Here is a 25,197-nt window from a genome sequence, read left to right as displayed (position 1 = left end):
ATCGCCAGACCGCCCCCCGGGCTGGCGATTTGGTGAGGCTGGGCGCGCCGAATAAATGAAGCGCGGATCTGGCAGGGATAAAGCGCCTCGAATGAATGTCGTTCGCCATCCCGCGGTCCGGCGATAGCCCGGCACGCTTAACCACCGCGAAGGGCTCCAACCACCCAACACCGCGCCACCAAATGAAAGGGGGCCGTTGCACCGGCCCCTCGATCATTCCTGCCACCGTAACCTTGAACTCCGGGATGCCCGCCGCCTGCCTGGGCGTGACCCACCGAATTTCCGGCGGCGGATCGTCGGCGCAAACGGGCCGTTCACCGCGATACTGGCGAATCAGATCGAATCGGTCAACCTGCCGTGATTCGTTTCCGCGATTTTCCCGCTTGCGCGCCGTGTAATCAGTCGTTTTCGCGCAGCACATGCCCCGCCAGGTAAAGCGAGCCGCAAATCAGGATGCGCGCATGCGGCGCCCGTTCGGCAATCATCCGCAGCGCCGCGTGCAGGTTCTCCGCCGTCCCGGCCTCCAGCCCCACGGCGCGCGCGGCGCGGGCGGTTTCGCTGGCGGGCAATGTATTGGCCTCGCCGGGAATGGACAGGGCGGTCAGGCTCTCGGCCTGCGCCGCCAGCGGCCCGAGGTAACCCGCGATATCCTTGGTATTGAGAATCCCGCAGATCAGATGCGTGGGCCGCTTGGGCAGGCTGGCCAGATGATGCGCCAGCGCCTGCCCGGCGGCGGCGTTATGGCCGCCATCCAGCCACAGCTCGGCCTCCGGAACACTGTCGGCCAACGGCCCGCTGTCCAATCTCTGCATGCGCGCGGGCCACTCGGCGCGCTTCACTGCGGCATCACAGGCCGCTTCGCCCGCATTGAGCGCGCGCAGCGCCGCCAGCGCCGCACCGGCATTGTCGATCTGATGCGCGCCGGGCAGGTTGGGCAGCGTCAGGTCCAGCAAGCCGCGCTCGTCCTGAAAGACCAGCCGCCCGCGCTCCTCGAAGACATGCCAATGCTGTCCCTGTGCGATCAGCGGCGCGCCAAGTGCCGCGGCGCGCGCCTCGATCACCTCCAGCGCGGCTTCGGCCTGCGGGCCGACGATACAGGGCACGCCGCGCTTGATGATCCCGGCCTTTTCACTGGCGATCCTGGCCTGCGTATCGCCCAGATACTGCTCATGATCCATCGACACCGGTGTGATGATCGTCAGCGCCGGGGCCTTGATGACATTGGTCGCATCCAGACGCCCGCCAAGCCCGACCTCCAGCAGCGTGTAATCGGCCTTGATCCGTGACATCGCCAGCAGCGCGGCGCAGGTGGTGATCTCGAAATAGGTGATCGGCGCATCGCCATTGGCCGCGTGGCATTCATCCAGCACCGCCGCCAGGTCGGGCTCGGAAATCAGCTCACCGGCCAGCCGGATGCGCTCGTGAAACCGCGCCAGATGCGGCGATGTATAGGCGTGGCAGGTCAGCCCCGCGCCCTCCAGACCGGCACGGATCATGGCAAGTGTCGATCCCTTGCCATTGGTGCCCGCCACATGGATCACCGGCGGCAGGTCGTTCTGCGGATTGCCAAGCGCCTCAAGCAGGCGCCAGACGCGATCCAGCGTCAGGTCGATGATCTTGGGATGAAGCGACATCATCCGTTCAAGGATGATGTCCGATGTCGCGCCGCTCATGTCTTGGGCGATTGGCCGCTGTCGGGCGCGGCCTTCGCCGCTTCGGGTTCCGCCTTCGCGTCCTTGGCCCCGGCCCCGGTTTCGGGTGTCGCCTCCGGCGCGGCTTCGGCCTCGGGTGCTGGCAGATCGCCCTTCACCTGCGGAGGCAGGCCCAGAAGCATCCTTGTGATGGTGATCAGCTCGTCGCGCATCTTGGTGCGCGGCGTGACCCGGTCCAGCATGCCGTGATCCAGCAGGTATTCGGCGCGCTGGAACCCCTCGGGCAGCTTCTCGCGGATGGTCTGCTCGATCACCCGCGGCCCGGCAAAGCAGATCAGCGCGTTGGGCTCGGCGATATGCACATCCCCCAGCATCGCATAAGAGGCCGTGACGCCCCCGGTGGTGGGATGGGTCAGCACGACGATATAGGGCAGGCCCGCTTCCTTGAGCATCTGCACCGCGACCGTGGTGCGCGGCATTTGCATCAGGCTCAGGATGCCTTCCTGCATCCGTGCGCCCCCGGCGGCCGAAAACAGGATCAGCGGGCATTTGCGCTTCACCGCCGCCTGCGCGGCGGCGATGATGGCATTGCCCACATACATCCCCATCGAGCCGCCCATGAAGCTGAAATCCTGCGCCGCCGCCACGATGGGCGTGCGGCCGATCTCGCCTGAGGCGACCAGCATCGCCTCCTTCTCGCCGGTGGCGCGCTGCGCGGCCTTCATCCGGTCGGGATAACGCTTCTGATCGCGGAAATGCAGCGGGTCAGCCACTGGCGCGGGCACGTCGATCTCGGTGAACACGCCGCCATCGAACAGCGCGTCGAACCGGTTGCGCGGGGTGATCGGCATGTGATGCCCGCAGGAGGTGCAGACATACTGGTTGTCGCTCAACTCGCGGTGAAACAGCATCGTGCCGCAATCATCGCATTTCGACCAGAGGTTCTCGGGCATCTCGCGGCGCGAGAAGATCGAATTGATGCGCGGACGCACATAGTTGGTGATCCAGTTCATGCCCCGTGATCCCTTGTTGCCTTGCGCCTTCCAGATAATGGCCCGCGCCACGAAATGCAATCAGCGGCGCAAGGCCAGCCGCGCTGCCAGCCAACTGCAGGCCAGCATCATCAGATCGACCGGCAGCCAGGTTGTCAGCCCCATCCCGTCTCCCGGCGCCAGCGGATAGACATAAAGCGCCAGGCCGTCGAACATGCCTTGCGGCGCGGCGATCAGCACCGCGCCCATGTTGTTGACCAGATGCAATGCGATGGCCGGGCCAAGCGAGCCGCTGCGCGCCGTCAGATCGCCCGCCGCCAGCCCGAATCCGAAGGCCCATATAACCACCAGCCAGCTATCCGCGCCATGCATCACCGGATCAAGATGCAACAGCCCGAACGCCGCCGCCGGCAGGCCCAGCCAGATCGCCGGATGCCTGAACCGCGCCGCCAGCTGGCTTTGCAGATAGCCGCGAAACACCAGCTCCTCGGCGCCGGTCTGTATCAGCAGCCCGGCCAGCCCCAGCGGCAACAGCATCAGCCACCGTCCCGGCGCCATGTTGGGCTCGGGCGCGGGGCCTTCTCCGGTGGGCACAAAGGCCAGCACCGCCAGCAGCAGGATCAGCGCCACCGCCACCTTGCGAAACTGCGCCAGGGCCAGCCCCGGCGGCCCGATCAGCCCCGCGATGCGCCGCTCGTGCACCAGCGCCAGCGCCATTGCCAGCGCAGCGATCAGCAACACGAACAGGTAGAGATTGATCAGCACCCCCGTCGCGGTCGACCCATCCGCCGAGCCATCCGCGATCGCCTCCCATGTCTCGGGCGCCACCAGCGCACGATGCAGGCGCGAATAGGCAAAGCTGAAGCCAAGGAACAGCAGCATCGTCAGCGCGCTGCCCGCCAGCAGCCGCGCGGGATGCGCCGATGCGCGTGCCGGGGCGACAAGCCCTTCATGTGGCGCGTAACTCATGGCGCTACGCTAGTGCATCGCGCCGGGGCGCGAAACCGCCATCGCGCTGTGCCGCGCGCGGCCCGCGTCCAACTGGCCCTTGTTCCTCGCGGCGCGGTCACTTAAACCCGATCCTGACGATCACGGGGAGGCCCACATGACCAAGTTCGACAAATCCAAACTGCCCAGCCGCTATGTGACAGAAGGCCCATCGCGCGCGCCGCATCGCTCGTATTACTACGCGATGGGGATGACCGAGCAGGAAATCCACCAGCCGCTGGTCGGCGTGGCCACCTGCTGGAACGAGGCGGCGCCCTGCAACATTTCGCTCAGCCGTCAGGCCCAGGCCGTCAAGGGCGGCGTCAAGGAAGCCCACGGCACGCCGCGCGAATTCACCACCATCACCGTGACCGACGGCATCGCCATGGGCCACGAGGGGATGCGCTCGTCGCTGGCATCGCGCGAGGCGATCGCCGACACGGTCGAACTCACCATGCGCGGCCATTGCTATGACGCCATTGTCGGGCTTGCGGGCTGCGACAAGTCGCTGCCGGGCATGATGATGGCGATGGTGCGGCTCAACGTGCCTTCGGTGTTCATCTATGGCGGCTCGATCCTGCCGGGCAAGGCGCCCCAGATCGACGAGATTCCCGAGGAATTCCGCACCCGTGACCTGACCGTTCAGGACATGTTCGAGGCGGTCGGCTGGCACCAGAACAAGCAGATGTCCGACAAGGCGCTCGATGCGCTCGAACGGGTGGCCTGCCCTTCGGCGGGTGCCTGCGGCGGCCAGTTCACCGCCAACACCATGGCCTGCGTCTCCGAGGCGATCGGCCTTGCGCTGATGAACAGCTCGGGCATGCCCGCGCCCTATGAATCGCGCGACCAATATGCCGAGGCGTCGGGCCGCGCGGTCATGGACCTTCTCGAAAAGAACATCCGCGCCCGCGATGTGGTGACCCGCAAGAGCCTCGAAAACGCCGCGCGCGTCGTGGCCTGCACCGGCGGCTCCACCAATGCCGGGCTGCACCTGCCCGCCATCGCCCACGAGGCGGGCATCGAATTCTATCTCGAGGATGTCTGCGATATCTTCCGCGACACGCCCTATTTCGTCGACCTGAAACCGGGCGGCACCTATGTCGCCAAGGATCTTTACGACTCGGGCGGCATCCCCGTCGTGATGAAGGAATTGCGCAAGGCCGGGCTCATCCACGAGGATTGCATGACCGCCACCGGCCGCTCCATCGGCGAAGAGCTGGAGCTGATCGAACGCGAGGCCGACGGCAAGGTGATCTTCCCCATCGAAACGCCGATCACCAAGACCGGCGGCGTGGTCGGGCTCAAGGGCAACCTCGCCCCGGATGGCGCCATCGTCAAGGTGGCGGGCATCGCCGAAGAACACCAGCGGTTCACCGGTCCCGCCCGCGTGTTCGAATGCGAGGAAGACGCCTTCACCGCCGTCAAGGCGCGCGAATATGAGGAAGGCGAGGTGATCGTCATCCGCAACGAAGGCCCCGCCGGCGGCCCCGGCATGCGCGAGATGCTCGCCACCACCGCCGCGCTCTCGGGTCAGGGCATGGGCAAGAAGGTGGCGCTCATCACCGATGGCCGCTTCTCGGGCGCGACGCGCGGCTTCTGCGTGGGCCATGTCGGCCCCGAGGCGGCGCATGGCGGCCCGATCGCCATGATCAGGACCGGCGACATGATCACCATCGACGCGGTCGACGGCGTGCTGAGCGTCGATCTCACGGATGAGGAATTCGCCGCGCGCAAGGCCGATTGGGCCGGTCCGCGCGAAACCATCTATGCCAGCGGGGCGCTGTGGAAATACGCCCAGCTTGTCGGCGAGACCTACAAGGGCGCGGTCACCCATCCCGGTGGCAAGGCCGAGCGCCATGTCTATATGGATCTCTGACGGGGCAGCGGCCCGGCGCGTGCTTCGCCGGGCCGCGCTCCTTTGTATGTGTGTGCAGCTTGCCGGATGTATCGGCATCGGCATCGGCAGCGGCGCCGACGCGCCCGATACCGGCGGGCCGGTGCACCAGCTTCCGCTTTATGATGGCGAAGTGGTGGTCGCGGCACCGCGCGGCTATTGCGTGGACACGGCCAATCTGCGCCACCGCGCCTCGGGGGCAGTGGTGCCCATGGCCAGTTGCGAAAGCCTTTCGGGCAAGGCCGGTATCGCGGTGCTTCCGGCGCTGATCTCCGTGTCGGTGCTGCCGCGCCGGGGCAGCGCGCCGCCTTCACGGCCACTGGCCGCGGAAATCGCCGCCTCGATGGCGCCCGCTGAGCCGCTCGCGCAGGTCGACGAACCGGACGCCTCCTTCGTTCACTTCGCCAGCGGCGGCGACAGGATCCTGCCGGGCGGCGACCCGCGTCACTGGCGTGCCAGCATGGTGATCAACGGCCACCTTCTGGGGCTGGCCGTCTATGCGCCCGCCGGCAGCCCGCTCTCGGGGCAGGACGGGCGCGATCTGATATCGGCGCTGGCCGACACGCTGCGCGCCGCCAGCCCGGTCCTGCCGGGCGAGACCGTATCGCGGGGCGCGCATGCGCAAGCCTATGGATTGTTTCTGTTTCCAGGTTAATGTTAGAAAAGCGCGAATATGTCAGTATCGGAACGGTTTGAGGCAAAGCAGATCCCACATGATTGAATTGCGCAGTTCCTTTCTGGACTGGTTTCTATATCGCCGCGCCCTGCGCTACTGGCGCAAGGCCGCACGCGGCGCGGCGCGCTCGCACCTGTCGCTCCTGCGCTCTCAACGCGCCCGTGCGCGCAACCTGCGCCATTCCCTCAACGAAGTGATCGCGACCGCCGATAACCGGCTGGCCCTGCCGATGATCGGCTCGCATGCCTTTCCCAAACCGCATGGCACCGACTGGGCCTGGCGCCCCGCACTCTGGAGCGAACCCCTGCCAGTCCCGGGCCGCTCCACGGTGCAAAGCAAGTCGCAGCTTGGCGACGAGGTGACATTGTTTCACGACTGCCAGCAATCGGAACTTACGCTGCGCCAGATCCGCAACCTGCGCGAAGCCGATCTCGCGCCCTTCGGTCTCTCGATGGACGTGTTCAATTTCGACGGCTCCTTCCTGTCGCTGGTGCTGACCCTGCCCGATGCCGCGGTGCAGGGCCTCCAACGGCGCCACCTGATCCGCGTCGACACGATCCTCGAACTGGAAAAGCCGCTCGAAATCTTCGCGCGCCTCAACATCATGCATGGCCCCAATACCGAACAGCTGGTGCGCGAACTGCCCCTCCATGAGGAAAATATCGCCGTCGAATTCGATCTCGCCTATTCCAACATCAACGAGAAACGGGTGGAGCGCGCCTGGATTGACCTGATCTTCGACAACCCGCAAATGAGCCAGGTCACGCTGCGCGACCTGACCCTTTGCCGCCATCCCCGCGCCGAGCTGTGACGGAGCCCCGCATGACCAAGCTGACATTGACCAAGACGCGACTATACGAAGGCGTATGGGAGGGTGTGCTGACCCGCGAGGGCGAAGGCAACTACCAGCCCGACATCGAAGTGACCCACCTTCAGAAAGAACTCTCCGGGGTCGACGTGCGCGAACATCCCGATCAGGCCATGTGGGTGCTGCGGGTGCCGATCCCTGCGGAACTCATCGCCGACGGGGTGCAGACCTTCCTGATCCGCGACCGCAAGACCGGCGACACGCTCAACAGTTTCGCGCTGCTTTCAGGCGACGCGCTCAGCTACGACATCCGCGCCGAGGTCACGCTCCTGCGCGAAGAGCTCGACATGCTTAAACGTGCCTTCCGCCGCCACTGCCTGGAAACCATGTAATCCGGCCCCCTTCATCTGGCCTCAAATACCTCGGGGGGTTCGGGGGGCTGGCCCCCCGGCCTCGCCGCGAAAGACCCCTATCGCCGCTTTTCGATCTCTTCGACCATCGCCGCGCCGATCCGGGCGATGGCCGCGTTGCGGGTCTCCATATCGGCGTCGTTCCCGGTCAGGTAGATCGCCGCCAGCCACGCATCGCCCCGCGGCCCCCGGATCACTGCGATGATCGAGCGCGAGCCATGCCCGCCCGCCCCGGTCTTGTCGCCGATCGTCCAGTCCTCCGGCAGGCTCGTGCGGATCAGCGCATCGCCCACCTGATTCCGCTCCATCCACCCCTCCAGCATGCCGCGGGCCTGCGACGACAGAACATCCCCGAACAGCAGCCGCTCCAGCGTCGCCGCCATCGCTGCGGGCGTGGTGGTGTCGCGCACGTCCCCCGGCGTGCCTTCATTGAGCGCGGTTTCCCAGCGGTCGAGCCGCGTCACCGCGTCACCGCTCTCGCGCAGGAATGCGGTGAACCCCTCCGGACCGCCCAGCGTCGTCAGCAAAAGGTTTCCCGCCGTATTGTCGCTCAGCGCAATGGTCGCGCCGCAAAGGTCGCCCAGCGTCATCCCCGTTCCGGCATGGGCCTCGGTCACCGGCGAATAGGTGACCAGATCGTCGCTCCCGTAGGCGATCACGCGCTCCAGCCTGTCCTCGCCCTTGTCCACCCGCGCCAGCACCGCGCCGCAAAGCGGCACCTTGAAGGTGCTCGAGACCGGAAACCTCTCATCCGCACGCCACTCGGCCAACGGCGCCGCTGCCGGTGCGCGCAGCATCACCCCGACGCGCCCGCCCAGCGCGGCTTCGGTGGCGCGCGCGGTCTCCTCCACGCCCTGCGCCCGCAGAGGTGCCGCCAGCGCCAGCAGGAGACCCGCGGTCAGGATGTATCGCTTCATATGTGCCTCCCCGGCATGAATCTATCGCCGTCCGGGCGCAGGGGGATGCCTCCTGCTCGGGTGTTGCTCGGCAGAAAATATTATGGCCCGGCCTCACGCCCAGGCGTTTCATGCCGATGGGGCGGACATATCCCTTGATTCTGACCCGCGCAAACGACAAAACCTATGTCATCGCATAAGGTGATATTATGGACCGTCCCGACCTTCCCCTGAACGGCCTGCGCGCCTTCGAAGTCGCCGCGCGGCAGGGCAGCTTCACCCGCGCCGCAATCGAACTGCGCGTCACCCAGGCCGCGGTCAGCCAGCAGATTCGCCGGCTGGAGGATCTCCTGGGCGTCACCCTGTTCAACCGCGCCTCGACCGGGCTCGTTCTGACCGGGGAAGGCGCGGCGCTGCATCCGGTGCTGACCCGCAATCTCGACCAGATCGGCGCGATGCTGGACCGCTTTCGCGACGGGCGCTACCGCGAGACTCTGCATCTGGGCGTGGTCACGACCTTCGCGACCGGCTGGCTGATCGAGCGCCTGCCGGATTTTCAGGCGGCCCATCCCGGCATCAGCCTGCGGGTATTCACCAACAACAACCGGACCGAGATCACGCGCGAGGGCCTGCATATGGCGATCCGCTTCGGCGACGGGGTCTGGCCGGGGCTTGACTCGGTGCCGCTGCTCGATGCGCCGATGTCGCCTTTTTGCGCGCCGGACCTTGCGGCGCAGCTTCACCAGCCGCCGGACCTCGCCGGCTTCACGCTGCTGCGCTCCTATCGCAGCGATGAATGGCCTGGCTGGTTCGATGCGGCGGGCGCGCCGTGCCCGGACATCGAAGGCCCGGTGCTGGATTCCTCGGTGGCATTGGCCGAGCTGGCGATGTCGGGGCTGGGTGTGGCGATGCTGCCGGTCCCGATGTTCACCCGGCATATCGTGGCGGGCCGTCTGATGCGTCCATTCGCCACCGAATTGCGCAATGGTCGTTACTGGCTGACATGGCCACGCGCCAAACCGCTGAGCGCGGGGATGCAGATCTTGCGCGATTGGCTGGCTGACGCGGCGGCGCGCGCCGGTTGACAGGCGGGTCTAGCCCCCGTCCTTGCCCAGCTTGACGATGGTCGCTTCGCTCTCGGGTGCCAGTTCCTCGAAGTCGAAATTGTCCAGCCGCCGCGCACGCCGCCCGGCCTTGTCAGCGGAAATCTTGATATCGCTGATATCCTTGGCCGCCTGGTTGAAATGCCGGTCCAGGTTCTCGACCCGCGTGCCCAGCCGCTCGACATCCGAAAACAGCAGCCCCAATTCGCGCCGGATCGCCCCCGCCTGTTCGCGCATCCTTGCATCCTTGAGGATCGCGCGCATCGTGTTGAGCGTGGCCATGCAGGTGGTCGGCGACACGATCCAGACCCGTGCCGCGAAACCATCGCGCACCAGTTCGGGGAAATTGGCGTGCAGCTCGGCATAGACCGCTTCCGAGGGCAGGAACATCAGCGCGCCATCGGCGGTTTCGCCATCCAGGATGTATTTCTCCGAAATGTCCTTGATATGTTTGCGCACCGAGACCCGCAGGAACTTCGCCGCCTCGTTCACCTCCCAGTCGGTGGCGGCACGGCGCAGCGCCTCATAGGCCTCCAGCGGGAACTTGCTGTCCACACAGATCGGTCCCGGCGGGTTGGGCAGGTGGATCAGGCAATCGGCGCGCCGGCCGTTCGACAGCGTCGCCTGCATCGTGTAGCTGTCCGAGGGCAGCGCCTTGGACACGATATCGTTAAGCTGGATTTCTCCGAACGCACCGCGCGTCTGCTTGTTGCTCAGGATATCCTGCAACGACAAGACATCGCCCGACAGCTTGGTGATATTCTCCTGCGCCTTGTCGATCGTCGCCAGCCTTTGCTGCAGATCGCCCAGCGATTGCGCCGTGCGCCGGGCCGATCCCTGCAGGTTCTCGGTCATCTGGCCCGACACCTGCGCCAGCCGTTTTTCCATCAGTTGCAGCATGTTGGACTGTGCTGCCGCCTGCGCCTCCGAGACATGGTTCAGCCCCCCGGCCAGCTGGTGCTGCCCGTCGCTCAGGGTCTGCACGCTCTGGCCCAGTTGGGTGACCTGTTGCGCGAGCGGCGCCGTCAGGCGCGCCGAGCGCGCCGAGGCCCGCACCGTCATCACCAACAGAACCAGCACCAGCAGCAGGAACCCCGCTCCCGCCAGCGCGGCGATCACCAGCGGATCGCCAAGGGAATATATATGGTCGCCGATCTGGATCATGTGCGTCCGAACAGCCGCTCGATATCGGCCAGCTTGAGTTCCACATAGGTGGGCCGCCCGTGATTGCACTGGCCCGAATGCGGCGTCGCCTCCATCTCGCGCAGCAGCGCGTTCATCTCGTCGGCCTGAAGCCGCCGCCCCGTGCGCACCGAGCCATGACAGGCGACACGGCTCAGGATCGCCTCTATACGGGAACGTATGGTCATGCTGTCGCCCTGATCGGCCAGCTCGTCCAGGATGTCCAGAACCATCGCCCGCGCATCGCACTGGCCCAGGATCGCGGGGGTCTCGCGCACCGCCACGGCCCCGCCGCCGAAGGGCTCGATCACCAGCCCCAGCCGCGCCAGATCATCCGCCAGTTCCAGCAGCCGCGCGGCATCGTCCTCGGCCATCTCGACGATCTCGGGGATCAACAGCGCCTGCGCCGCGACGCCGGTTTCGGCCATCTGGCGCTTCAGCTTCTCGTAAACCAGCCGCTCATGCGCCGCATGGGCATCGACGATCACCATGCCGTCGGCGGTCTGCGCCAGAATGTAATTCTCGTGCAGATGCGCGCGCGCCGCACCCAGCGGCAAGTTCTGCGGCAAATCCTGCGGCGCGGTCTCTTCTTTCTCCGGCGCCCCGTCGGCAACCGGTTCCACCCGCGCGCTGTAATCCTGCGCCATCTCGGCGAAACCGGGCGCCTGCGCGCGATAGGCCATCGCCCGCGCCGCGCCTGAGGGGCGATCCATCTGGTAAACCCGCGCCGCGCCGCCGCCGCCGTCCTGTTCGGGGCGCATCGCGCCCAGTGTCGCCTGTCCCACCGTCGATGACGCCCGGTGCCCGGCTTCGGCCAGCGCATGGCGCAGCCCCGAAACGATCAGCCCCCGTGCCAGCCCCGGATCGCGGAACCGCACTTCGGATTTCGCAGGATGCACATTCACATCCACCAGCACCGGATCGCAATCGATGAACAGCGCCGCCGCCGGGTGCCGGTCACGGCTCAGCACATCCATATAGGCCGCACGCAGCGCGCCGATCATCATCCGGTCCCGCACCGGGCGGCCATTGACGAACAGGTATTGCGCCACCGCTGAACCGCGCGAATAGGTCGGCAGCGCGGCATAGCCCGTCATGTGCAGCCCCTCGCGCGTCGCGTCGATCCTGAGCGCGTTATTGGCGAAATCGCTGCCAAGAATGCGCGCCAGCCTCCCGTGCAGCGCGTCGAACATATCGCCCGACTCTGCATCTGCGCGAAAACTCACACGGCCCTCGCCGCCGCCCGAAACGTCGCGCAGGATAAAGCCCACGTAAGGCTCCGCCATGGCCAGCCGCTTGAGCACATCGCTTATCGCCTGCGCCTCGGCCCGGTCCGTGCGCATGAATTTCAGCCGCGCAGGCGTGGCGTGAAACAGATCACGCAGCGTGACGATCGTGCCGCCATTCAGCGCCGCGGGCTTCACCTTGCCCATCTGCCCGCCGCTCACGGTGATCCCGGCGGCCTCGCCGCCCGCCACGCGCGACGCGATGCTCAGTCGCCCCACCGCGCCAAGGCTGGGCAGCGCCTCGCCGCGAAAGCCGAAACTGTGGATATTGAGCAGGTCCGAGCCGTCGATCTTCGACGTGGCATGGCGCGACAGCGCCAGCGGCAGCTCATCGGGCGCAATGCCGCAGCCGTCATCGGTGACCCGGATCAGGGTCTTGCCGCCATCCGCGTAATCGACGGTGATCCGCCGCGCCCCCGCATCCAGCGCGTTTTCCACCAGTTCCTTGACCGCCGAAGCGGGGCGCTCCACCACTTCCCCGGCGGCGATGCGATTGATCGCGGCATCGTCAAGCTGGCGAATGACAGGTGGCGATTGGCTTATATTGGGGCGGGGCGTGTTCATGCCGCAATACCTAGCATGTGTGGTGGCGATTCTGCCAGAACCCTTGTTGGCCGCGCGCGTGGCCATCAGCAAGAAATTGACTGTCATGTCTTGGCATGGCATCGCATTCAATTACGTGAATGCCAACGCAAAGACAGAAGGGAAATGAAATGTTCAGCCGAACCAGCGCCTCGCAGGGGCCGCACTCGCCGACCGTGACGGGGTTTCATGACCCGGCCACCGGTTCGATCCAGTATGTCGTCGTCGACGAGGCCACGCGCAAGGCGGCCCTGATTGACGTGGTGCTCGATTTTGACCCGGCCTCGGCGCGCATCACGACCGACAGCGCGCAGGAGATCGTTGATTTCGTCCGCGACAAGGGGCTGAGCGTCGAATGGATTCTCGACACCCACCCCCATGCCGATCACCTCATGGCCTCGGCATGGCTCAAGGAACAGCTCGGCGCGCCCGCCGCGATCGGGTCGCGCGTGCGCGACATCGCCAAGCTCTGGGAGCGGATCTACAACACCCCCGGCGTTTTCGATCCCGACCGCGATTTCGACCGCCTGTTCAAGGATGGCGACAGCTTCAAGCTGGGCAATCTCGACGTGCGCGTGATGCTCTCTTCGGGGCATACGCTGGGCTCGATCACCTATGTGGTGGGCGATGACGCGGCCTTCGTGCATGATACCTTCATGCATGTCGATGTCGGCACCTCGCGCGCCGATTTCCCCGGCGGCTCGTCCAACGAGCTTTACGACAGCCTTCAGGCGATCCTGGCGCTGCCCGACCGGACCCGGCTTTTCGTCGGCCATGATTATCCCCCCGTGGGTGACCGCCAGGACCCCGCATGGGAGGCCACCGCGGCCGATCACCGGGCCAACAACCCGCATGTGGGCGGGGGCGTCAGCCGCGAGGCCTTCATGAAGACCCGCGACGATCGCGACGCCACGCTCGGCCTGCCCGCAAGGATTCTCTACGCCTTGCAGTTCAACCTGCGCGGCGGGCGCCTGCCCGATGCCGAGGATGACGGGAACAGCTATTTCAAGATCCCCGCCAACCGGTTCTGAACCGCCAGACAAGGATTGAAAGGAAACGCGATGAAAACCGAAAAGATCGGCTCTGCCGAATTCCAGACATGGACCGTCGAAGAGGTGGCCGAGGCCTGGGCGCGCGACGAGGTCGTTCTGATCGACGTGCGCACACCCCAGGAATACATGTTCGAACATGTCGAGGGCGCGCTGCTTTTGCCGATGCCGTTCTTCAACGCCCGCAAGCTGCCGGGCCAGAAGGACAAGCAGATCATCTTCCATTGCGGCTCGGGCGTGCGCTCCGAAAAGGTGTCGCGCGCGGCCATCGAGGCCGGGATCGACCGGATCGCCCATATGGAAGGCGGGTTCGCGGCATGGAAACAGGCGAAAAAGCCCTATGTCGGCACCAACCTCGCCACCGGCGCGCCGCAGCAGGTCAACAGCTGAGCAGCCATGAAAAAGGCCCGGGCGTTCACGCCCGGGCCGGTTTTGCAAGGGTTATCCCGGGAAGGCGGGGTCAGCCCTTGGAGAATTCGGGATAGGCTTCCATCCCCAGCTCGCCCATGTCCAGACCGTTGATCTCGGTCTCTTCGTCGACACGGATGCCGAACACGGCCTTGAGGATGAACCACACCACGATGCTGCCGATGAAGGTGAACACACCGTAAGCCGCGATACCCAGAAGCTGCGTGCCAAGGCTCGCGTCGCCATTGTAGAACACCACCGCGATGGTGCCCCAGATGCCCGCGAACAGGTGCACCGGGATCGCGCCGACCACGTCGTCGATCTTCAGCTTGTCCAGCAGCGGCACCGTCAGGACAACGATCACGCCACCGATCGCACCGATCCACAGCGACCCGAACAGGGTGGGTGCCAGCGGCTCGGCGGTGATCGAGACAAGACCCGCCAGCGCGCCGTTCAGCACCATGGTCAGGTCGGGCTTCTTGTACATCACCTGCGTCAGGATCAGCGCGGTCACCGCACCGGCCGCGGCGGCCATGTTGGTGTTGGCGAAAATGCGCGACACGTCCGACACGTCACCGACGGTGCCCATTGCCAGTTGCGAGCCGCCATTGAAGCCGAACCAGCCCAGCCACAGGATGAACGTGCCCAGTGTCGCCAGCGCCAGGTTGGAACCGGGCATCGGGTGGACCTTGCCGTCCTTGTCGTATTTGCCAAGGCGCGGCCCCAGCACGATGGCACCCGCCAGAGCGGCCCAGCCGCCGACCGAATGCACCACGGTCGAGCCGGCGAAATCCGAGAACCCGGCTTCAGACAGCCAGCCGCCGCCCCACTGCCAGGACCCCGAGATCGGGTAGAGCACGCCGGTCAGCAGCACCACGAAGGCCAGGAACGGCCACAGCTTGATCCGCTCGGCCAGCGCGCCCGAAACGATCGACGCGGTCGCCGCCACGAACACCAGCTGGAAGAAGAAGTCCGACCCGATCGAGGCATAGCCAAGGTCGGCATCCGCCGCCGCCACGCCCACCGGGTCCAGTGCCGTCGGCGAAAAGAAACTGCCGACATAGCCGTTGAAATCGCCCGGATACATCAGGTTGAACCCCATGAACCAATACATGATGGCCGCGATCGAGTAGAGCGCGATGTTCTTGGTCATCTGCATGGTGACGTTCTTGGAGCGCACCAGCCCGCCTTCGAGCATCGCGAACCCCGCCGCCATGAAGAAGACGAGGAAACCCGCCATGCAAAACAGCAGGGTCGTCATGATGTAGGGGCCGATCTCGTCAAAGCCCGGCGCTGCGGCCTCGGCTTCCTGCGCAAGGCCAAGCTGCGGCAGCGCGATCAGCGCGGCGGCCGCAAGGCCCGTTTGAGTCAAGCGTTTCATGTCCATAGTCCTTTCCCCCACGCGCCTCAAAGCGCGTCTTCGTTGGTTTCGCCGGTGCGCACGCGCACGGCCTGTTGGATGTCGAGAACGAAAATCTTGCCGTCACCGATCTTGCCGGTGCGTGCGGTGTTGGTGATCGCTTCGACCACCTGGTCCGCCATCGACGTCGAAACGGCGATTTCCAGTTTGACCTTGGGCACGAAGTTCACGGCGTATTCCGCGCCGCGATAGATTTCCGTGTGCCCCGACTGAGAGCCGAAGCCCTTGATTTCCGTCACCATCATTCCGCGCACGCCGATTTCGGTCAGCGCCTCGCGGACCTCCTCCAGCTTGAACGGTTTGATTGTCGCAATGATGAGTTTCACTGGTGTCCCTTTCGGTTACTTTCACCCTGTGCGGTTTGCACCTGCAGCAAAGGCGCTGTATCGCCGTTTCGGAAGGTCGATGATGCAGGGTGATCCCGATTCCGGGGGTTGAGTGATGAAAAAATGTGCACACAATCAAGAATGCATATAAATTGTGCAAAAATGGAAAGTATCGCGGCGACTCAGCAGGGGTCTACTTTTGCCGCGGCGCAGGATAGGATGCCCAAAACGAACAGGTGCCGGGCAGGGCAGTCATGAGCAATTCAGGTCGCAGGAAATCCCGTCTGGTGGCGGACAAGCGCTATGGCACGCCGAAAAAACCGGCGAAATCCGGAAATGGTGCGCGCAAATCCTCACGCGCGCGCAAATCGCCGACCCGTAAATCCAGGCGCCGCAATCCCGTTGTCGCGCTCTTTTTGCGCCTGTTTGGCTGGGTGTTCCGCCTGATCTGGGGGATCGGCTGGCGATTGACGGCTGTGGTCGCCATCTGCGTGGGGCTTGCCGTGGCCTATACCTACGCGACATTGCCCGCGCTTGGCGACCTTCAGGATTCGCGCGCGCGCGGCTCGGTCACGCTTCTGGACCGCGAGGGCGATGTCTTCGCATGGCGCGGCGATCAGTTCGGCGGCGTTGTCAGCGCCGAAACCGTCAGCGAACACCTCAAGAACGCCGTGATCGCGACCGAGGACAAGCGATTCTACTGGCATCCCGGCGTCGATCCCATCGGCGTGCTCAGCGCCATCCGCATCAACCTGCGCGAAGGGCGCGGCCCGCTGTCCGGGCATGGCGGCTCGACCATCACGCAGCAGACGGCCAAGCTGCTGTGCCTTGGCGTTGCCTATGACAAGACGCAATGGGAGAGCGAAAAGGCCTATATCGCCGACTGCCGTCAGACCTCGCTCTGGCGCAAGATCAAGGAAGCGATCTATGCGATGGCGATGGAGGCCAAGTATTCCAAGGATGAAATCCTGTCAGTCTATCTCAACCGGGCCTATCTGGGCGGCGGCGCATACGGCGCCGAAGCCGCGGCACAGCGCTATTTCGGCAAGGGGGCGGCGCAATTGTCGATCTCCGAAGGGGCGATGCTGGCGGGCCTGTTGACTGCACCCTCCACATTGGCACCGACCGCCAACCTTGAACGCTCGCAGAATCGCGCCTCGGTCGTGGTGCGGCTGATGCGCGACCAGGGCTATATATCGGCCTCCGATGCCGCCACCGCGCTGGCCCGCCCGGCCGCACTCAGCGAGGCGGCTCAGCGGCAGGCAGGCGGCTATTTCGCCGATTGGGTCATGGCTTCGGGGCCGGAGTTCTTTACCCGCGATACCACCGAAGACGTGATCATCAAGACCACGATGGATCAGCGCCTGCAAAAGGCGGCCGAAGATGCGCTGACCTTCATCTTCGAGAACAAGGTGCGAGAAGGCTCCAAGGCGCAGGCGGCAATCGTGGTGATGTCCGCCGATGGCGCAGTGCGCGCGATGGTGGGCGGGCGCAACGCCAAGGTATCGGGCGCCTTCAACCGCGCCACCCAGGCCAAGCGCCAGACCGGCTCGGCCTTCAAGCCCTTCGTTTATGCCACGGCGCTTGAACTGGGCTATGATCCGAATGCGACGGTGGTCGACGAACCCTACTGCCTCGATGTGCCCGGCTCGGGCCGCTGGTGCCCGGAGAATTATACCCGCAAGCATTATGGCCGTGTGACCCTCACGCGGGCGCTCAAGGATTCGCTGAACATTCCGGCGGTGAAGATATCGGAAAGCGTCGGGCGCGACCTCGTGCGCCGGGTGGGCAGCGATTTCGGCATCGACAGCGATCTGGCCGCCGGCCCGGCGCTGGCGCTCGGTGCGTCCGAAAGCACCCTGATCGAAATGACCGGCGCCTATGCGGGCATTCTCAACGGTGGCTCTTCGGTGACCCCCTACGGTCTGGTGGAGCTGAAGCTCCTCGGAGAGGACGAGCCGCTCATGGGCACCGGCGGCGGCATCGGCGAGCGCGTGATCCGCGAAGAGGCCGCGCAGCAGCTCACCTGGATGATGCACCAGGTGATCGAGGGCGGCACCGGGGGACGCGCGAAACTGCCCGGCCGCGAGGCGGCGGGCAAGACCGGCACGACCCAGGCGGCGCGCGATGCGTGGTTCCTGGGCTTCACCGCCGATTACGTCGCCGGGGTCTGGATGGGCTATGACGACAACACGCCCCTCACTGGCGTCACCGGCAGCGGCCTGCCCGCCGAGATCTGGCACGAGACCATGTTGCGGGTGCATGAAGGAGTCGATCCGCGCCCGCTGCCGATGCTGCGCCCCGCAACGCCCGAACCCGCGCCTCAACCGGACCAGCCACAACGCCGCCAGCGCGATCGCTCGAACCCGATCGAAGACATCCTTCGCGGCATTTTCGGCGGCGGTCAGTAGGCGGGGGATGGCCCGGACGCGGCGGTTTCCGGGGTTTTGTACCAAACAGTCCGGGGCAGAGCCGGTTTCGGTACGAAACCGACGTACAAAACGGACGTTTTGTACGGCTTACCCGGCGCTGCGCAGGTCCTGAATCAGCGCGTCGATATCGCCTCTGCGCCGGTCCAGCATGGCCCCGATCTCGGTGCGTTCACTCAGCCGCAGACTGACGCCCTCGATCACCATGTCAAAAAACAGGTCCTTGCCCGAACGGTCCGAGACAAGGAACAGAACCTGAAAGGGTGACTCGCCGCGCAGATAGACCGTCGATTCGACCTCGTGCCATGATTTCACCTGGCGCACGCCCTTGACTTCGATCTTGCCGCCAACGAACTCATTGAATCTCTTGCCATATTTCCGGGCAATATAGCCGCGGAACGCATCGATGAAGGCGCGCATCTGCGCCGGGCTCAGCCGTCGGGAATCGGGGCCGAGGGTCGATCGTGCGATGATGTTCACATCCGCGTAACGCGCGAAGATCCTTTCGAAATCCCCGATCATCCCACTGACCGACCTGCCCGAGGCGATCACCTTGTTGATATCACCGACCACCCGGTCGACAAGGTTTTTCGCGCTCTGGTCCGTCAGGGCAAACACCATCCCCGGCCCCGCGATCACCCCCGAAAAAGCCGCTGAAACCCCAATAAAATAACGGCGGGATAGATTATTGATCATAAGGGTCCTCACCTTGTTCGCCGTAGGGATCGTCATAGGGATCAAGATAGGTGTCTCCACTGCCATTGCCCAGTTTGAACCTGCGGTTCTGGAAATAAAGTGACTGGCCCTGCGAATAACTGTCGGCGCTCTGGTAGAGAATCGAATCGATCGTGTCGGAATAGCGTCCCCGGTCACTCAGCCGCGACGAGACCGACGCAACGGTGCCGTAATAATTATCGGGCGAATCAAGCACGTAGGTCAGTGGGTTGGTGAAGATATCCACCACCTTGCCCGCTGTGGCCCGTTCGGTCGACGGCCCCAAAAGCGGCAGTTCAACATAAGCCCCCTCGCGCACACCCCACACATAAAGCGTCTGGCCGAAATCGGCCTTGGTGGGCTCCGGCATTCCGATTTCGCTGGCCGGATCGAAGAACCCGCCAAGCCCCATCGTGGAGTTGACGACAAAGCGATACGTGTCCTCCGTCGCGCCTTTTCCGTTACCTTGCAGGATGTTGTTCACGATCGACCCCGGCAAAGAAAGGTTGAAGGCGAAGCGGCCGATCACCGTTTCGATGTCGTCGGGCAAGAAGTTGCTGTAGCCCACGCCGGCGGGACGAATCACCGCCCGGTCCACCGAACGGTTGAACGCGTGAATCTTGCGATTGGTGTTTTCGTATGGGTCGAACGGTTCGCCCGGCGGATGGTCGGGACCGGGTTTCGCGCAGGCGACAACCAGCGCGCTCAGCGCAATAGCAACGCCAAGGCGCGTAATACGTTTCAGGTTCGGGATGCGGGCAGCAGGCAAAGGTTTGACCAGACTTGATGAACTCACTCGTGTCTACATAACCTATCACAGCATACTGCCCAGAATGAGAGGGAGAGAGTCCTTTTTTCTGTGGCAGATTGGTGACATCTCTTCACCTCGCTGGCGGCGGTTTTTTTGTTTCCCTTCCGCTCCGACAGGGGCTAGCGTCCGCGCGACAACCCCTAGCGCGAGGATAGGATCATGGGAAAATTCGAAGAGAAACTGGCCGATCTCGGCGTGACATTGCCCGATGCGCCCGCTCCCGCAGCGAACTACGTGCCATATGTGCAGGTGGGTGACATGCTTTACGTGTCGGGTCAGATTTCCAAGGATGGCGACACACTGATCACCGGCAAGCTGGGCGACAACATGGAAACCCCCGCCGGTGCAGAGGCCGCGAAAGTCTGCGCCATTGCGCTTCTTGCACAGGTCAAGGCCGCCTGCGGTGGCGATCTGGACCGGCTCAAACGGGTCGTGAAGCTGACCGGCTTCGTCAATTCCACCGCCGATTACACCGAGCAGCCACAGGTCATCAACGGCGCCTCGGATTTCCTTGGCGAGGCCCTGGGCGAAACCGGCAAGCATGCGCGCGCCGCTGTGTCTGCGGCCGCCCTGCCATTGGGCGTTGCCGTCGAAATCGAAGGGATCTTCCAGATCGGATGACCGCGCTTCACCCGGATTTCTGCCGTCTGCCGCTGGCGCATCGCGGCTTGCATGATGTGAAAGACGGCCGCCCCGAAAATTCGCGCGCTTCGATTCGTGCTGCGATTGCAGCCGGGTATGGGATCGAGATCGACCTTCAGCTTTCCTCGGACGGTCAGGCGATGGTCTTTCACGACTATGACCTTGCCCGCCTGACCGGTCAGAAGGGCGCGATCCGGCAACGCGCGGCGCAGGAACTGTCGCAGATCGCGCTTCTGGGCAGCACCGAGGGCGTGCCGGGCTTTGCACAGGTGCTTGATCTCGTGGCGGGGCAGGTGCCTCTGCTGGTCGAACTCAAGGACCAGCACGGGCAGATGGGCCAGACCGACGGGCAGTTGGAAGGTGCGGTGGCAGCAGCGCTTGCGGGTTATGACGGGCCGCTTGCGGTGATGTCCTTTAACCCGCATTCGGTGGCATTACTGCGTGATCTTGCACCTGGCGTGCCGCGTGGCTTGACCACCTGTTCCTACCGGCGCATGGATTGGATGATGCTGAAACGCGAGGTTCGCCACCGCCTCCGCGAAATCCCCGATTACGACGCCGTCGGTGCCTGTTTCGTCAGCCATCAGGTCAAGGCGCTGGATGCGCCCAGAATTTCAGCGCTCAAGGGGCACGGCGCGGCGGTTCTGTGCTGGACCGTACGCTCTGCCGCTCAGGAGGCGCAGGCACGCAGGATCGCCGACAACATCACCTTCGAGGGCTATTTGCCTGAAATCCGGCCTTGAACCGGGCCTCCGAGGCCACAGATTGAGACCTGAGGCCGGGATGCGGACAGGCATGGCAGAGCAGGAATTGGAAATCACCGTTCACGAGAACCTGTCGCGCATCGACGCGGCGGATTGGGATGCTTGCGCCTGCCCCGAGGCATCGGATGGCGGGCGACCTGCCGATCCGTTCACCACCTACCGGTTTCTGAAGGCGCTGGAGGATAGCGGCTCGGTTGGTGCGGGAACGGGATGGAACCCGTACTACATGCAAGCGCATTCGGACGGGCAAACCATTGCCTGCGCTCCGCTTTTCCTCAAATCCCACAGCCAGGGCGAATATATCTTCGATCATAACTGGGCGCATGCCTATGAACGGGCGGGCGGGCGCTATTACCCCAAGCTCCAGATCGCCGTGCCGTTCACGCCGGTGACAGGACGGCGCTTTCTGACTCGTCCCGGATTCGAAGCGGCGGGGCAGGCGGCATTGGTGCAGGGCGCTGTGCAATTGGCGGATAATAACGGGCTTTCATCGCTTCACGTCACTTTTTGCACCGAAAACGAGGTTGAGGCGGGCGCGGCGATGGGGCTGATGGCGCGGCGCACACAGCAATATCACTGGGTCAATCGCGGCTATGACAATTTCGATGATTTCCTGGCCTCCCTCAGTTCCCGCAAGCGCAAGATGATCCGCAAGGAGCGCCGCACTGCCGAGGCTTTCGGCGGCAAACTCAAAATGGTCACCGGCGACGCGATCAACGCGCGCCACTGGGATGCCATGTGGGCGTTCTATCAGGATACCGGCACGCGCAAATGGGGCACACCTTACCTGACACGCGCATTCTTCGACATCGCGCAGGGCGATCTGCGCGATGACATCCTGCTGGTGATGGCCGAGCGCGACGGTGTGCCGGTCGCGGGGGCGATGAACCTTATCGGTCGCGATGCGTTATATGGCCGGTACTGGGGGTGTTCAGAGCATCACCCCTGCCTGCATTTCGAGTTATGCTATTATCAGGCCATGGATTTTGCGATGGCACATGGGCTTGGAACCGTCGAGGCCGGCGCGCAAGGTGAACACAAGCTGGCGCGCGGCTACCTGCCCGTGCCGACCCACTCGCTGCACTGGATCGCCGATCCGGGTTTTAGTGAGGCCGTGGATAATTATCTTGGGGCAGAGCGGGCTGCTGTCGAGGAAGACATTGAGATCCTGACCCGTTATGGCCCGTTCAGGAAAACGCAGATGGAGGATCACGAATGACCGAAAAACTCAGCGATACCGGACGCGAAACCACGCTCACTCCCCTTCTGGAGGCGGGCTGGAGCCATGACGAGTCGCGTGATGCGATCCAGAAGACCTACAAATTCGCCGATTTCGTCGAGGCGTTCGGCTTCATGACCCGCGCCGCGATCTGGGCCGAGAAATGGAACCATCACCCTGAATGGTTGAATGTCTATAACGGCGTCGACGTTACACTGACCACGCATGACGTGGGTGGTTTGAGCGCGCTTGATGTGAAACTGGCGCGCAAGATGGACGTGCTTGCCGGCCAGGGCTGAGCCGCGCGCAAACCGGTCGCGCAGAACGGAAAACGGCGGCCATCCGGGCCGCCGTCTGCTGTTTTCCTCGCCTGCCGTCGCTACATCGCGGCCAGAAGCGCCTCCCCGCCCGAAACCTCGCAGGTGCCGGGGCTCTCTTCGAGATGCAGCACCTTGACGTTGCCATCATCGACCAGCATGGCATAACGCTTGGAGCGCGCAACCAGTCCGGCGGGAGGCGCGGTGAAATCCATGCCGATCGCCTTGGTGAAATGCGATTCGGGATCACCCAGCATAGTGATGCCCGCATCCTGTGCGCCGGTATCCTTGGCCCAGGCTCCGAGCACGAAGGGATCGTTGACGGAAACGCAGATGATCTCGTCCACGCCCTTTTCGGCGAACTGATCCTTTGTGCGCACGAAACTGGGGACATGTGCCGAGTGGCAGGTGGGCGTATAGGCGCCCGGAACGGCGAAGATGACGACCTTGCGGCCCTTGATGCGCTCGCCGAGGGATACCTCTTCGGGGCCGTTCGCACCCAGTTGCAGAAGCGTCGCGTCGGGCAGTTTGTCGTCTTTGGAAATGGTCATTGTCGGTCCCTGTCTATCAATTGCGTCTCCGGTGGCTTTAGATATAGGGTCAGCGCCGCGGCGTGACCATGAAAAATCAGGAGCATCGAGATGAGCGGTATTGTCGTCGTCGGGGCCGGGCAGGCCGGTTCGTCCTGTGTGGCCAAGCTGCGCAGCCTCGGCTTTGAGGGCAGGATCACGCTGATCGGCGCGGAACCGGTGCCGCCCTATCAGCGCCCGCCTCTGTCCAAGAAATATCTCTTGGGTGAAATGGAGCTGGAGCGCCTGTTCCTGCGCCCCGAGAGCTATTACGGCGAGCAGGGAATCGACCTGCGTCTGAACCAGGACGTCACCGCGATCGCGCCCGAGGCACAGCAGGTGATCGTCGGGGGCGCACCTTTGCACTATGACGAACTGGTGCTGACCACGGGATCGGTGCCGCGCCGCCTGCCTGCGGGTATCGGCGGTGATCTGCAAGGCGTTCATGTGGTGCGCAACCTGCACGATGTCGATGCCATGACGCCCGAGTTTCAGGCCGGGCGGCACCTCTTGGTGATCGGCGGTGGTTATATCGGGCTCGAGGCGGCGGCGGTGGCCGCGCATCGTGGCCTTAAGGTGACGCTTGTGGAAATGGCTGAACGCATCCTGCAACGGGTTGCGGCGAAGGAAACCTCTGATTACTTTCGCTCGCTACATGCCCGCCACGGCGTCGATATCCGCGAGGGCGTGGGACTCGAGCGCCTGACCGGCGAGACGCGTGTGAGTGGCGCCCGGCTGAGCGACGGCAGCGAGATGGCGGTCGATTTCGTGATCGCGGGCGTGGGGATCACCCCAGATACGGCCCTCGCCCAAGCGGCTGGGCTGACAATCGACAATGGTATCAGCACCGATGAGATGGGCCGCACCAGCGCCCCCCATATCTGGGCGGCGGGCGATTGTGCCTCGTTCCCCTGGCGTGGGCAGCGCCTCAGGCTGGAAAGCGTGCCCAATGCCATCGACATGGCCGAAAGCGTGGCCGAGAATATCATGGGGGCGAACAAGGCCTATGTTCCGCAGCCGTGGTTCTGGTCAGATCAATATGACGTGAAGCTCCAGATCGCCGGACTGAACAGCGGCTATGACCGGATTGTGACCCGCCCCGGCGACGGCGAGGGGCATGTCTCGTTCTGGTATTACAAGGGCGACAATCTGCTGGCTGTGGACGCGATGAACGAGCCACGCGCCTATATGGTGGGCAAACGCCTGATTGATGCGGGCAAGACCGCCGATCCTGCGGTGGTGAGTGACCCGGAAAGCGACCTCAAGGCGCTCTTGAAGGCGTGAGGATCATCGGCGGGGAATTCCGGGGCCACAAGCTGGCCAGCGTCGGCAAGGGCGATGCGGGCGCGCATCTGCGTCCGACGGCGGATCGGGTGCGCGAGAGCCTGTTCAACCGGCTGGCGGGAGGCTTCGGGAGTCCATTTGAGAGCGCGGTGGTGCTGGATCTCTTTGCGGGCACCGGGGCATTAGGCCTCGAGGCGCTGTCGCGCGGGGCAGCAAAAGCGGTCTTTGTCGAGAACGGCCGCACGGCGCTGCGCCTGCTTAACAGGAATATCGAGATCTGCCGCGTCGAGGAGCGTGCCCGCGTGATCCGACGGGACGCGCGTAAGCCGGGCGCGCCAACCGGCGATCCCGCCACTCTGGTTTTTCTGGACCCGCCCTATGGCAAGGGGCTGGGCGAGGCGGCGCTGAGCGCGGCCCTCGCCGGCGGCTGGATCGCGCCGGGCGCGCTGATCGTCTGCGAGGAAGGCGTCGATATCACTCCACCCGAGGGTCTGCACCTGCTTGACTCGCGGCGCTACGGTGACACGGTAATTCACATCCTGGAGCGGTCAGACTGAGCGTTACCGGCCTTGCGAACGGGATCAAGGCGGGAAAGCGGTTCAGCGTTATCTATCGCGAAGATTACGTGGATCTGACGGTCGTGCCCGACGACTTCGGGGCGTTCATGAAAACTATGACTAAAGCGTCCCGCCTTTAACCTGCGACATATCCGGCAGCAGTGAAGTAATTCCAGCATTCTTCGGGTGAGTAGAGGTCGCAGATATCGGCGATTGCATT

The 25,197-nt window shown here is 64.4% G+C and carries 25 protein-coding genes; 14 read left to right on the top strand and 11 right to left on the bottom strand.

Translation table 11 applies throughout. The features are described from left to right. Nucleotides 1–398 precede the first annotated feature (398 nt). Genes N5A93_RS14410 through N5A93_RS14400 form a run of 3 tightly spaced genes read right to left on the bottom strand, consistent with a single transcriptional unit; the run spans nucleotide 399 to nucleotide 3,613 of the window. Nucleotides 399–1,673, bottom strand: a complete 1,275-nt coding sequence (locus N5A93_RS14410) for a bifunctional folylpolyglutamate synthase/dihydrofolate synthase (protein ID WP_268955801.1) — start codon at nucleotides 1,671–1,673, stop codon at nucleotides 399–401. Then, complete coding sequence (gene accD / locus N5A93_RS14405; RefSeq protein ID WP_268955800.1) at nucleotides 1,670–2,665, bottom strand: acetyl-CoA carboxylase, carboxyltransferase subunit beta; 996 nt, start codon at nucleotides 2,663–2,665, stop codon at nucleotides 1,670–1,672. Before accD ends, N5A93_RS14410 begins: the two co-directional genes overlap by 4 nt. A gap of 60 nt (nucleotides 2,666–2,725) precedes the next feature. Continuing rightward, nucleotides 2,726–3,613, bottom strand: a complete 888-nt coding sequence (locus N5A93_RS14400) for a CPBP family intramembrane glutamic endopeptidase (protein ID WP_268955799.1) — start codon at nucleotides 3,611–3,613, stop codon at nucleotides 2,726–2,728. A gap of 136 nt (nucleotides 3,614–3,749) precedes the next feature. On the opposite strand from N5A93_RS14400, the gene ilvD reads away from it, so the two are divergent. Genes ilvD through N5A93_RS14380 form a run of 4 tightly spaced genes read left to right on the top strand, consistent with a single transcriptional unit; the run spans nucleotide 3,750 to nucleotide 7,401 of the window. After that, nucleotides 3,750–5,507 carry a dihydroxy-acid dehydratase gene (gene ilvD / locus N5A93_RS14395; protein WP_268955798.1) on the top strand — a complete coding sequence of 586 codons (1,758 nt, stop codon included), beginning with the start codon at nucleotides 3,750–3,752 and terminating at the stop codon, nucleotides 5,505–5,507. A gap of 46 nt (nucleotides 5,508–5,553) precedes the next feature. Continuing rightward, nucleotides 5,554–6,180 (top strand): hypothetical protein, encoded by a 627-nt coding sequence (locus N5A93_RS14390; protein WP_268955891.1) that lies wholly within the window; start codon nucleotides 5,554–5,556, stop codon nucleotides 6,178–6,180. A gap of 58 nt (nucleotides 6,181–6,238) precedes the next feature. Further along, a complete protein-coding gene (locus N5A93_RS14385; protein ID WP_268955797.1) occupies nucleotides 6,239–7,012 on the top strand; it encodes a DUF6478 family protein in 774 nt (257 codons plus the stop codon). A gap of 11 nt (nucleotides 7,013–7,023) precedes the next feature. Further along, a complete protein-coding gene (locus N5A93_RS14380) occupies nucleotides 7,024–7,401 on the top strand; it encodes a hypothetical protein (RefSeq protein WP_268955796.1) in 378 nt (125 codons plus the stop codon). A 77-nt stretch (nucleotides 7,402–7,478) separates the two neighbouring features. Here N5A93_RS14380 and bla read toward each other — a convergent pair whose 3' ends face one another. Continuing rightward, a complete protein-coding gene (gene bla, locus N5A93_RS14375) occupies nucleotides 7,479–8,336 on the bottom strand; it encodes a class A beta-lactamase (RefSeq protein ID WP_268955795.1) in 858 nt (285 codons plus the stop codon). 185 nt (nucleotides 8,337–8,521) lie between these two features. Between bla and N5A93_RS14370 the strand changes: the two genes are divergently transcribed. After that, nucleotides 8,522–9,400, top strand: coding sequence for a LysR substrate-binding domain-containing protein (locus N5A93_RS14370; protein ID WP_328406858.1), 879 nt, complete (start codon nucleotides 8,522–8,524; stop codon nucleotides 9,398–9,400). Between the two features lie 9 nt (nucleotides 9,401–9,409). Here the strand turns inward: N5A93_RS14370 and N5A93_RS14365 are convergent, their stop codons facing one another. Together N5A93_RS14365 and mutL are read right to left on the bottom strand one after the other, a co-directional pair. Next, on the bottom strand, nucleotides 9,410–10,582 hold the full coding sequence (locus N5A93_RS14365; RefSeq protein ID WP_268955793.1) for a DNA recombination protein RmuC: 1,173 nt from the start codon (nucleotides 10,580–10,582) through the stop codon (nucleotides 9,410–9,412). Then, on the bottom strand, nucleotides 10,579–12,450 hold the full coding sequence (mutL, locus tag N5A93_RS14360) for a DNA mismatch repair endonuclease MutL (protein WP_268955890.1): 1,872 nt from the start codon (nucleotides 12,448–12,450) through the stop codon (nucleotides 10,579–10,581). The genes N5A93_RS14365 and mutL overlap by 4 nt, the downstream gene beginning before the upstream one ends. A 149-nt stretch (nucleotides 12,451–12,599) precedes the next feature. Between mutL and N5A93_RS14355 the strand changes: the two genes are divergently transcribed. Beyond that, a complete protein-coding gene (locus N5A93_RS14355) occupies nucleotides 12,600–13,499 on the top strand; it encodes an MBL fold metallo-hydrolase (RefSeq protein WP_268955792.1) in 900 nt (299 codons plus the stop codon). A gap of 30 nt (nucleotides 13,500–13,529) precedes the next feature. Next, complete coding sequence (locus tag N5A93_RS14350) at nucleotides 13,530–13,907, top strand: rhodanese-like domain-containing protein (RefSeq protein WP_268955791.1); 378 nt, start codon at nucleotides 13,530–13,532, stop codon at nucleotides 13,905–13,907. A 70-nt stretch (nucleotides 13,908–13,977) separates the two neighbouring features. Here N5A93_RS14350 and N5A93_RS14345 read toward each other — a convergent pair whose 3' ends face one another. Continuing rightward, entirely contained in the window at nucleotides 13,978–15,312 is a 1,335-nt protein-coding gene (locus N5A93_RS14345) for an ammonium transporter (protein WP_372920696.1), read from the bottom strand. A 20-nt stretch (nucleotides 15,313–15,332) separates the two neighbouring features. Then, nucleotides 15,333–15,671, bottom strand: a complete 339-nt coding sequence (locus N5A93_RS14340; RefSeq protein ID WP_268955789.1) for a P-II family nitrogen regulator — start codon at nucleotides 15,669–15,671, stop codon at nucleotides 15,333–15,335. 254 nt (nucleotides 15,672–15,925) lie between these two features. Here N5A93_RS14340 and N5A93_RS14335 point away from each other — a divergent pair, with 254 nt between their 5' ends. Further along, nucleotides 15,926–18,082, top strand: coding sequence for a transglycosylase domain-containing protein (locus N5A93_RS14335; RefSeq protein WP_268955788.1), 2,157 nt, complete (start codon nucleotides 15,926–15,928; stop codon nucleotides 18,080–18,082). 108 nt (nucleotides 18,083–18,190) lie between these two features. On the opposite strand, the gene N5A93_RS14330 is transcribed toward N5A93_RS14335, so the two are convergent. Beyond that, entirely contained in the window at nucleotides 18,191–18,796 is a 606-nt protein-coding gene (locus tag N5A93_RS14330; protein ID WP_268955787.1) for an MlaC/ttg2D family ABC transporter substrate-binding protein, read from the bottom strand. Continuing rightward, nucleotides 18,786–19,583, bottom strand: a complete 798-nt coding sequence (locus tag N5A93_RS14325; RefSeq protein ID WP_268955786.1) for an MlaA family lipoprotein — start codon at nucleotides 19,581–19,583, stop codon at nucleotides 18,786–18,788. The genes N5A93_RS14330 and N5A93_RS14325 overlap by 11 nt, the downstream gene beginning before the upstream one ends. Nucleotides 19,584–19,784: 201 nt before the next feature. Between N5A93_RS14325 and N5A93_RS14320 the strand changes: the two genes are divergently transcribed. From N5A93_RS14320 to N5A93_RS14305, 4 genes are read left to right on the top strand one after another with little or no spacing between them, the layout of a single operon-like run. Beyond that, nucleotides 19,785–20,246, top strand: a complete 462-nt coding sequence (locus tag N5A93_RS14320; RefSeq protein WP_268955785.1) for a RidA family protein — start codon at nucleotides 19,785–19,787, stop codon at nucleotides 20,244–20,246. Beyond that, complete coding sequence (locus N5A93_RS14315; protein ID WP_268955784.1) at nucleotides 20,243–21,010, top strand: glycerophosphodiester phosphodiesterase family protein; 768 nt, start codon at nucleotides 20,243–20,245, stop codon at nucleotides 21,008–21,010. The genes N5A93_RS14320 and N5A93_RS14315 overlap by 4 nt, the downstream gene beginning before the upstream one ends. A 52-nt stretch (nucleotides 21,011–21,062) precedes the next feature. Further along, nucleotides 21,063–22,250: a GNAT family N-acetyltransferase gene (locus N5A93_RS14310; RefSeq protein WP_268955783.1), complete on the top strand. Its 1,188-nt coding sequence runs from the start codon at nucleotides 21,063–21,065 to the stop codon at nucleotides 22,248–22,250. Further along, on the top strand, nucleotides 22,247–22,549 hold the full coding sequence (locus N5A93_RS14305; RefSeq protein WP_268955782.1) for a 4a-hydroxytetrahydrobiopterin dehydratase: 303 nt from the start codon (nucleotides 22,247–22,249) through the stop codon (nucleotides 22,547–22,549). The genes N5A93_RS14310 and N5A93_RS14305 overlap by 4 nt, the downstream gene beginning before the upstream one ends. Before the next feature lie 80 nt (nucleotides 22,550–22,629). Here the strand turns inward: N5A93_RS14305 and N5A93_RS14300 are convergent, their stop codons facing one another. Then, nucleotides 22,630–23,118: a peroxiredoxin gene (locus N5A93_RS14300; protein WP_268955781.1), complete on the bottom strand. Its 489-nt coding sequence runs from the start codon at nucleotides 23,116–23,118 to the stop codon at nucleotides 22,630–22,632. A 90-nt stretch (nucleotides 23,119–23,208) separates the two neighbouring features. On the opposite strand from N5A93_RS14300, the gene N5A93_RS14295 reads away from it, so the two are divergent. After that, nucleotides 23,209–24,420, top strand: coding sequence for an NAD(P)/FAD-dependent oxidoreductase (locus tag N5A93_RS14295; RefSeq protein WP_268955780.1), 1,212 nt, complete (start codon nucleotides 23,209–23,211; stop codon nucleotides 24,418–24,420). Continuing rightward, complete coding sequence (gene rsmD, locus N5A93_RS14290; protein WP_268955779.1) at nucleotides 24,417–24,977, top strand: 16S rRNA (guanine(966)-N(2))-methyltransferase RsmD; 561 nt, start codon at nucleotides 24,417–24,419, stop codon at nucleotides 24,975–24,977. Before N5A93_RS14295 ends, rsmD begins: the two co-directional genes overlap by 4 nt. Nucleotides 24,978–25,197 lie beyond the last annotated feature (220 nt).

This window comes from Roseovarius salincola (genome assembly GCF_026891095.1).
GTDB classification, from domain to species: Bacteria; Pseudomonadota; Alphaproteobacteria; order Rhodobacterales; family Rhodobacteraceae; genus Roseovarius; species Roseovarius salincola.
This window is presented reverse-complemented; position numbering and strand designations above follow the sequence as displayed.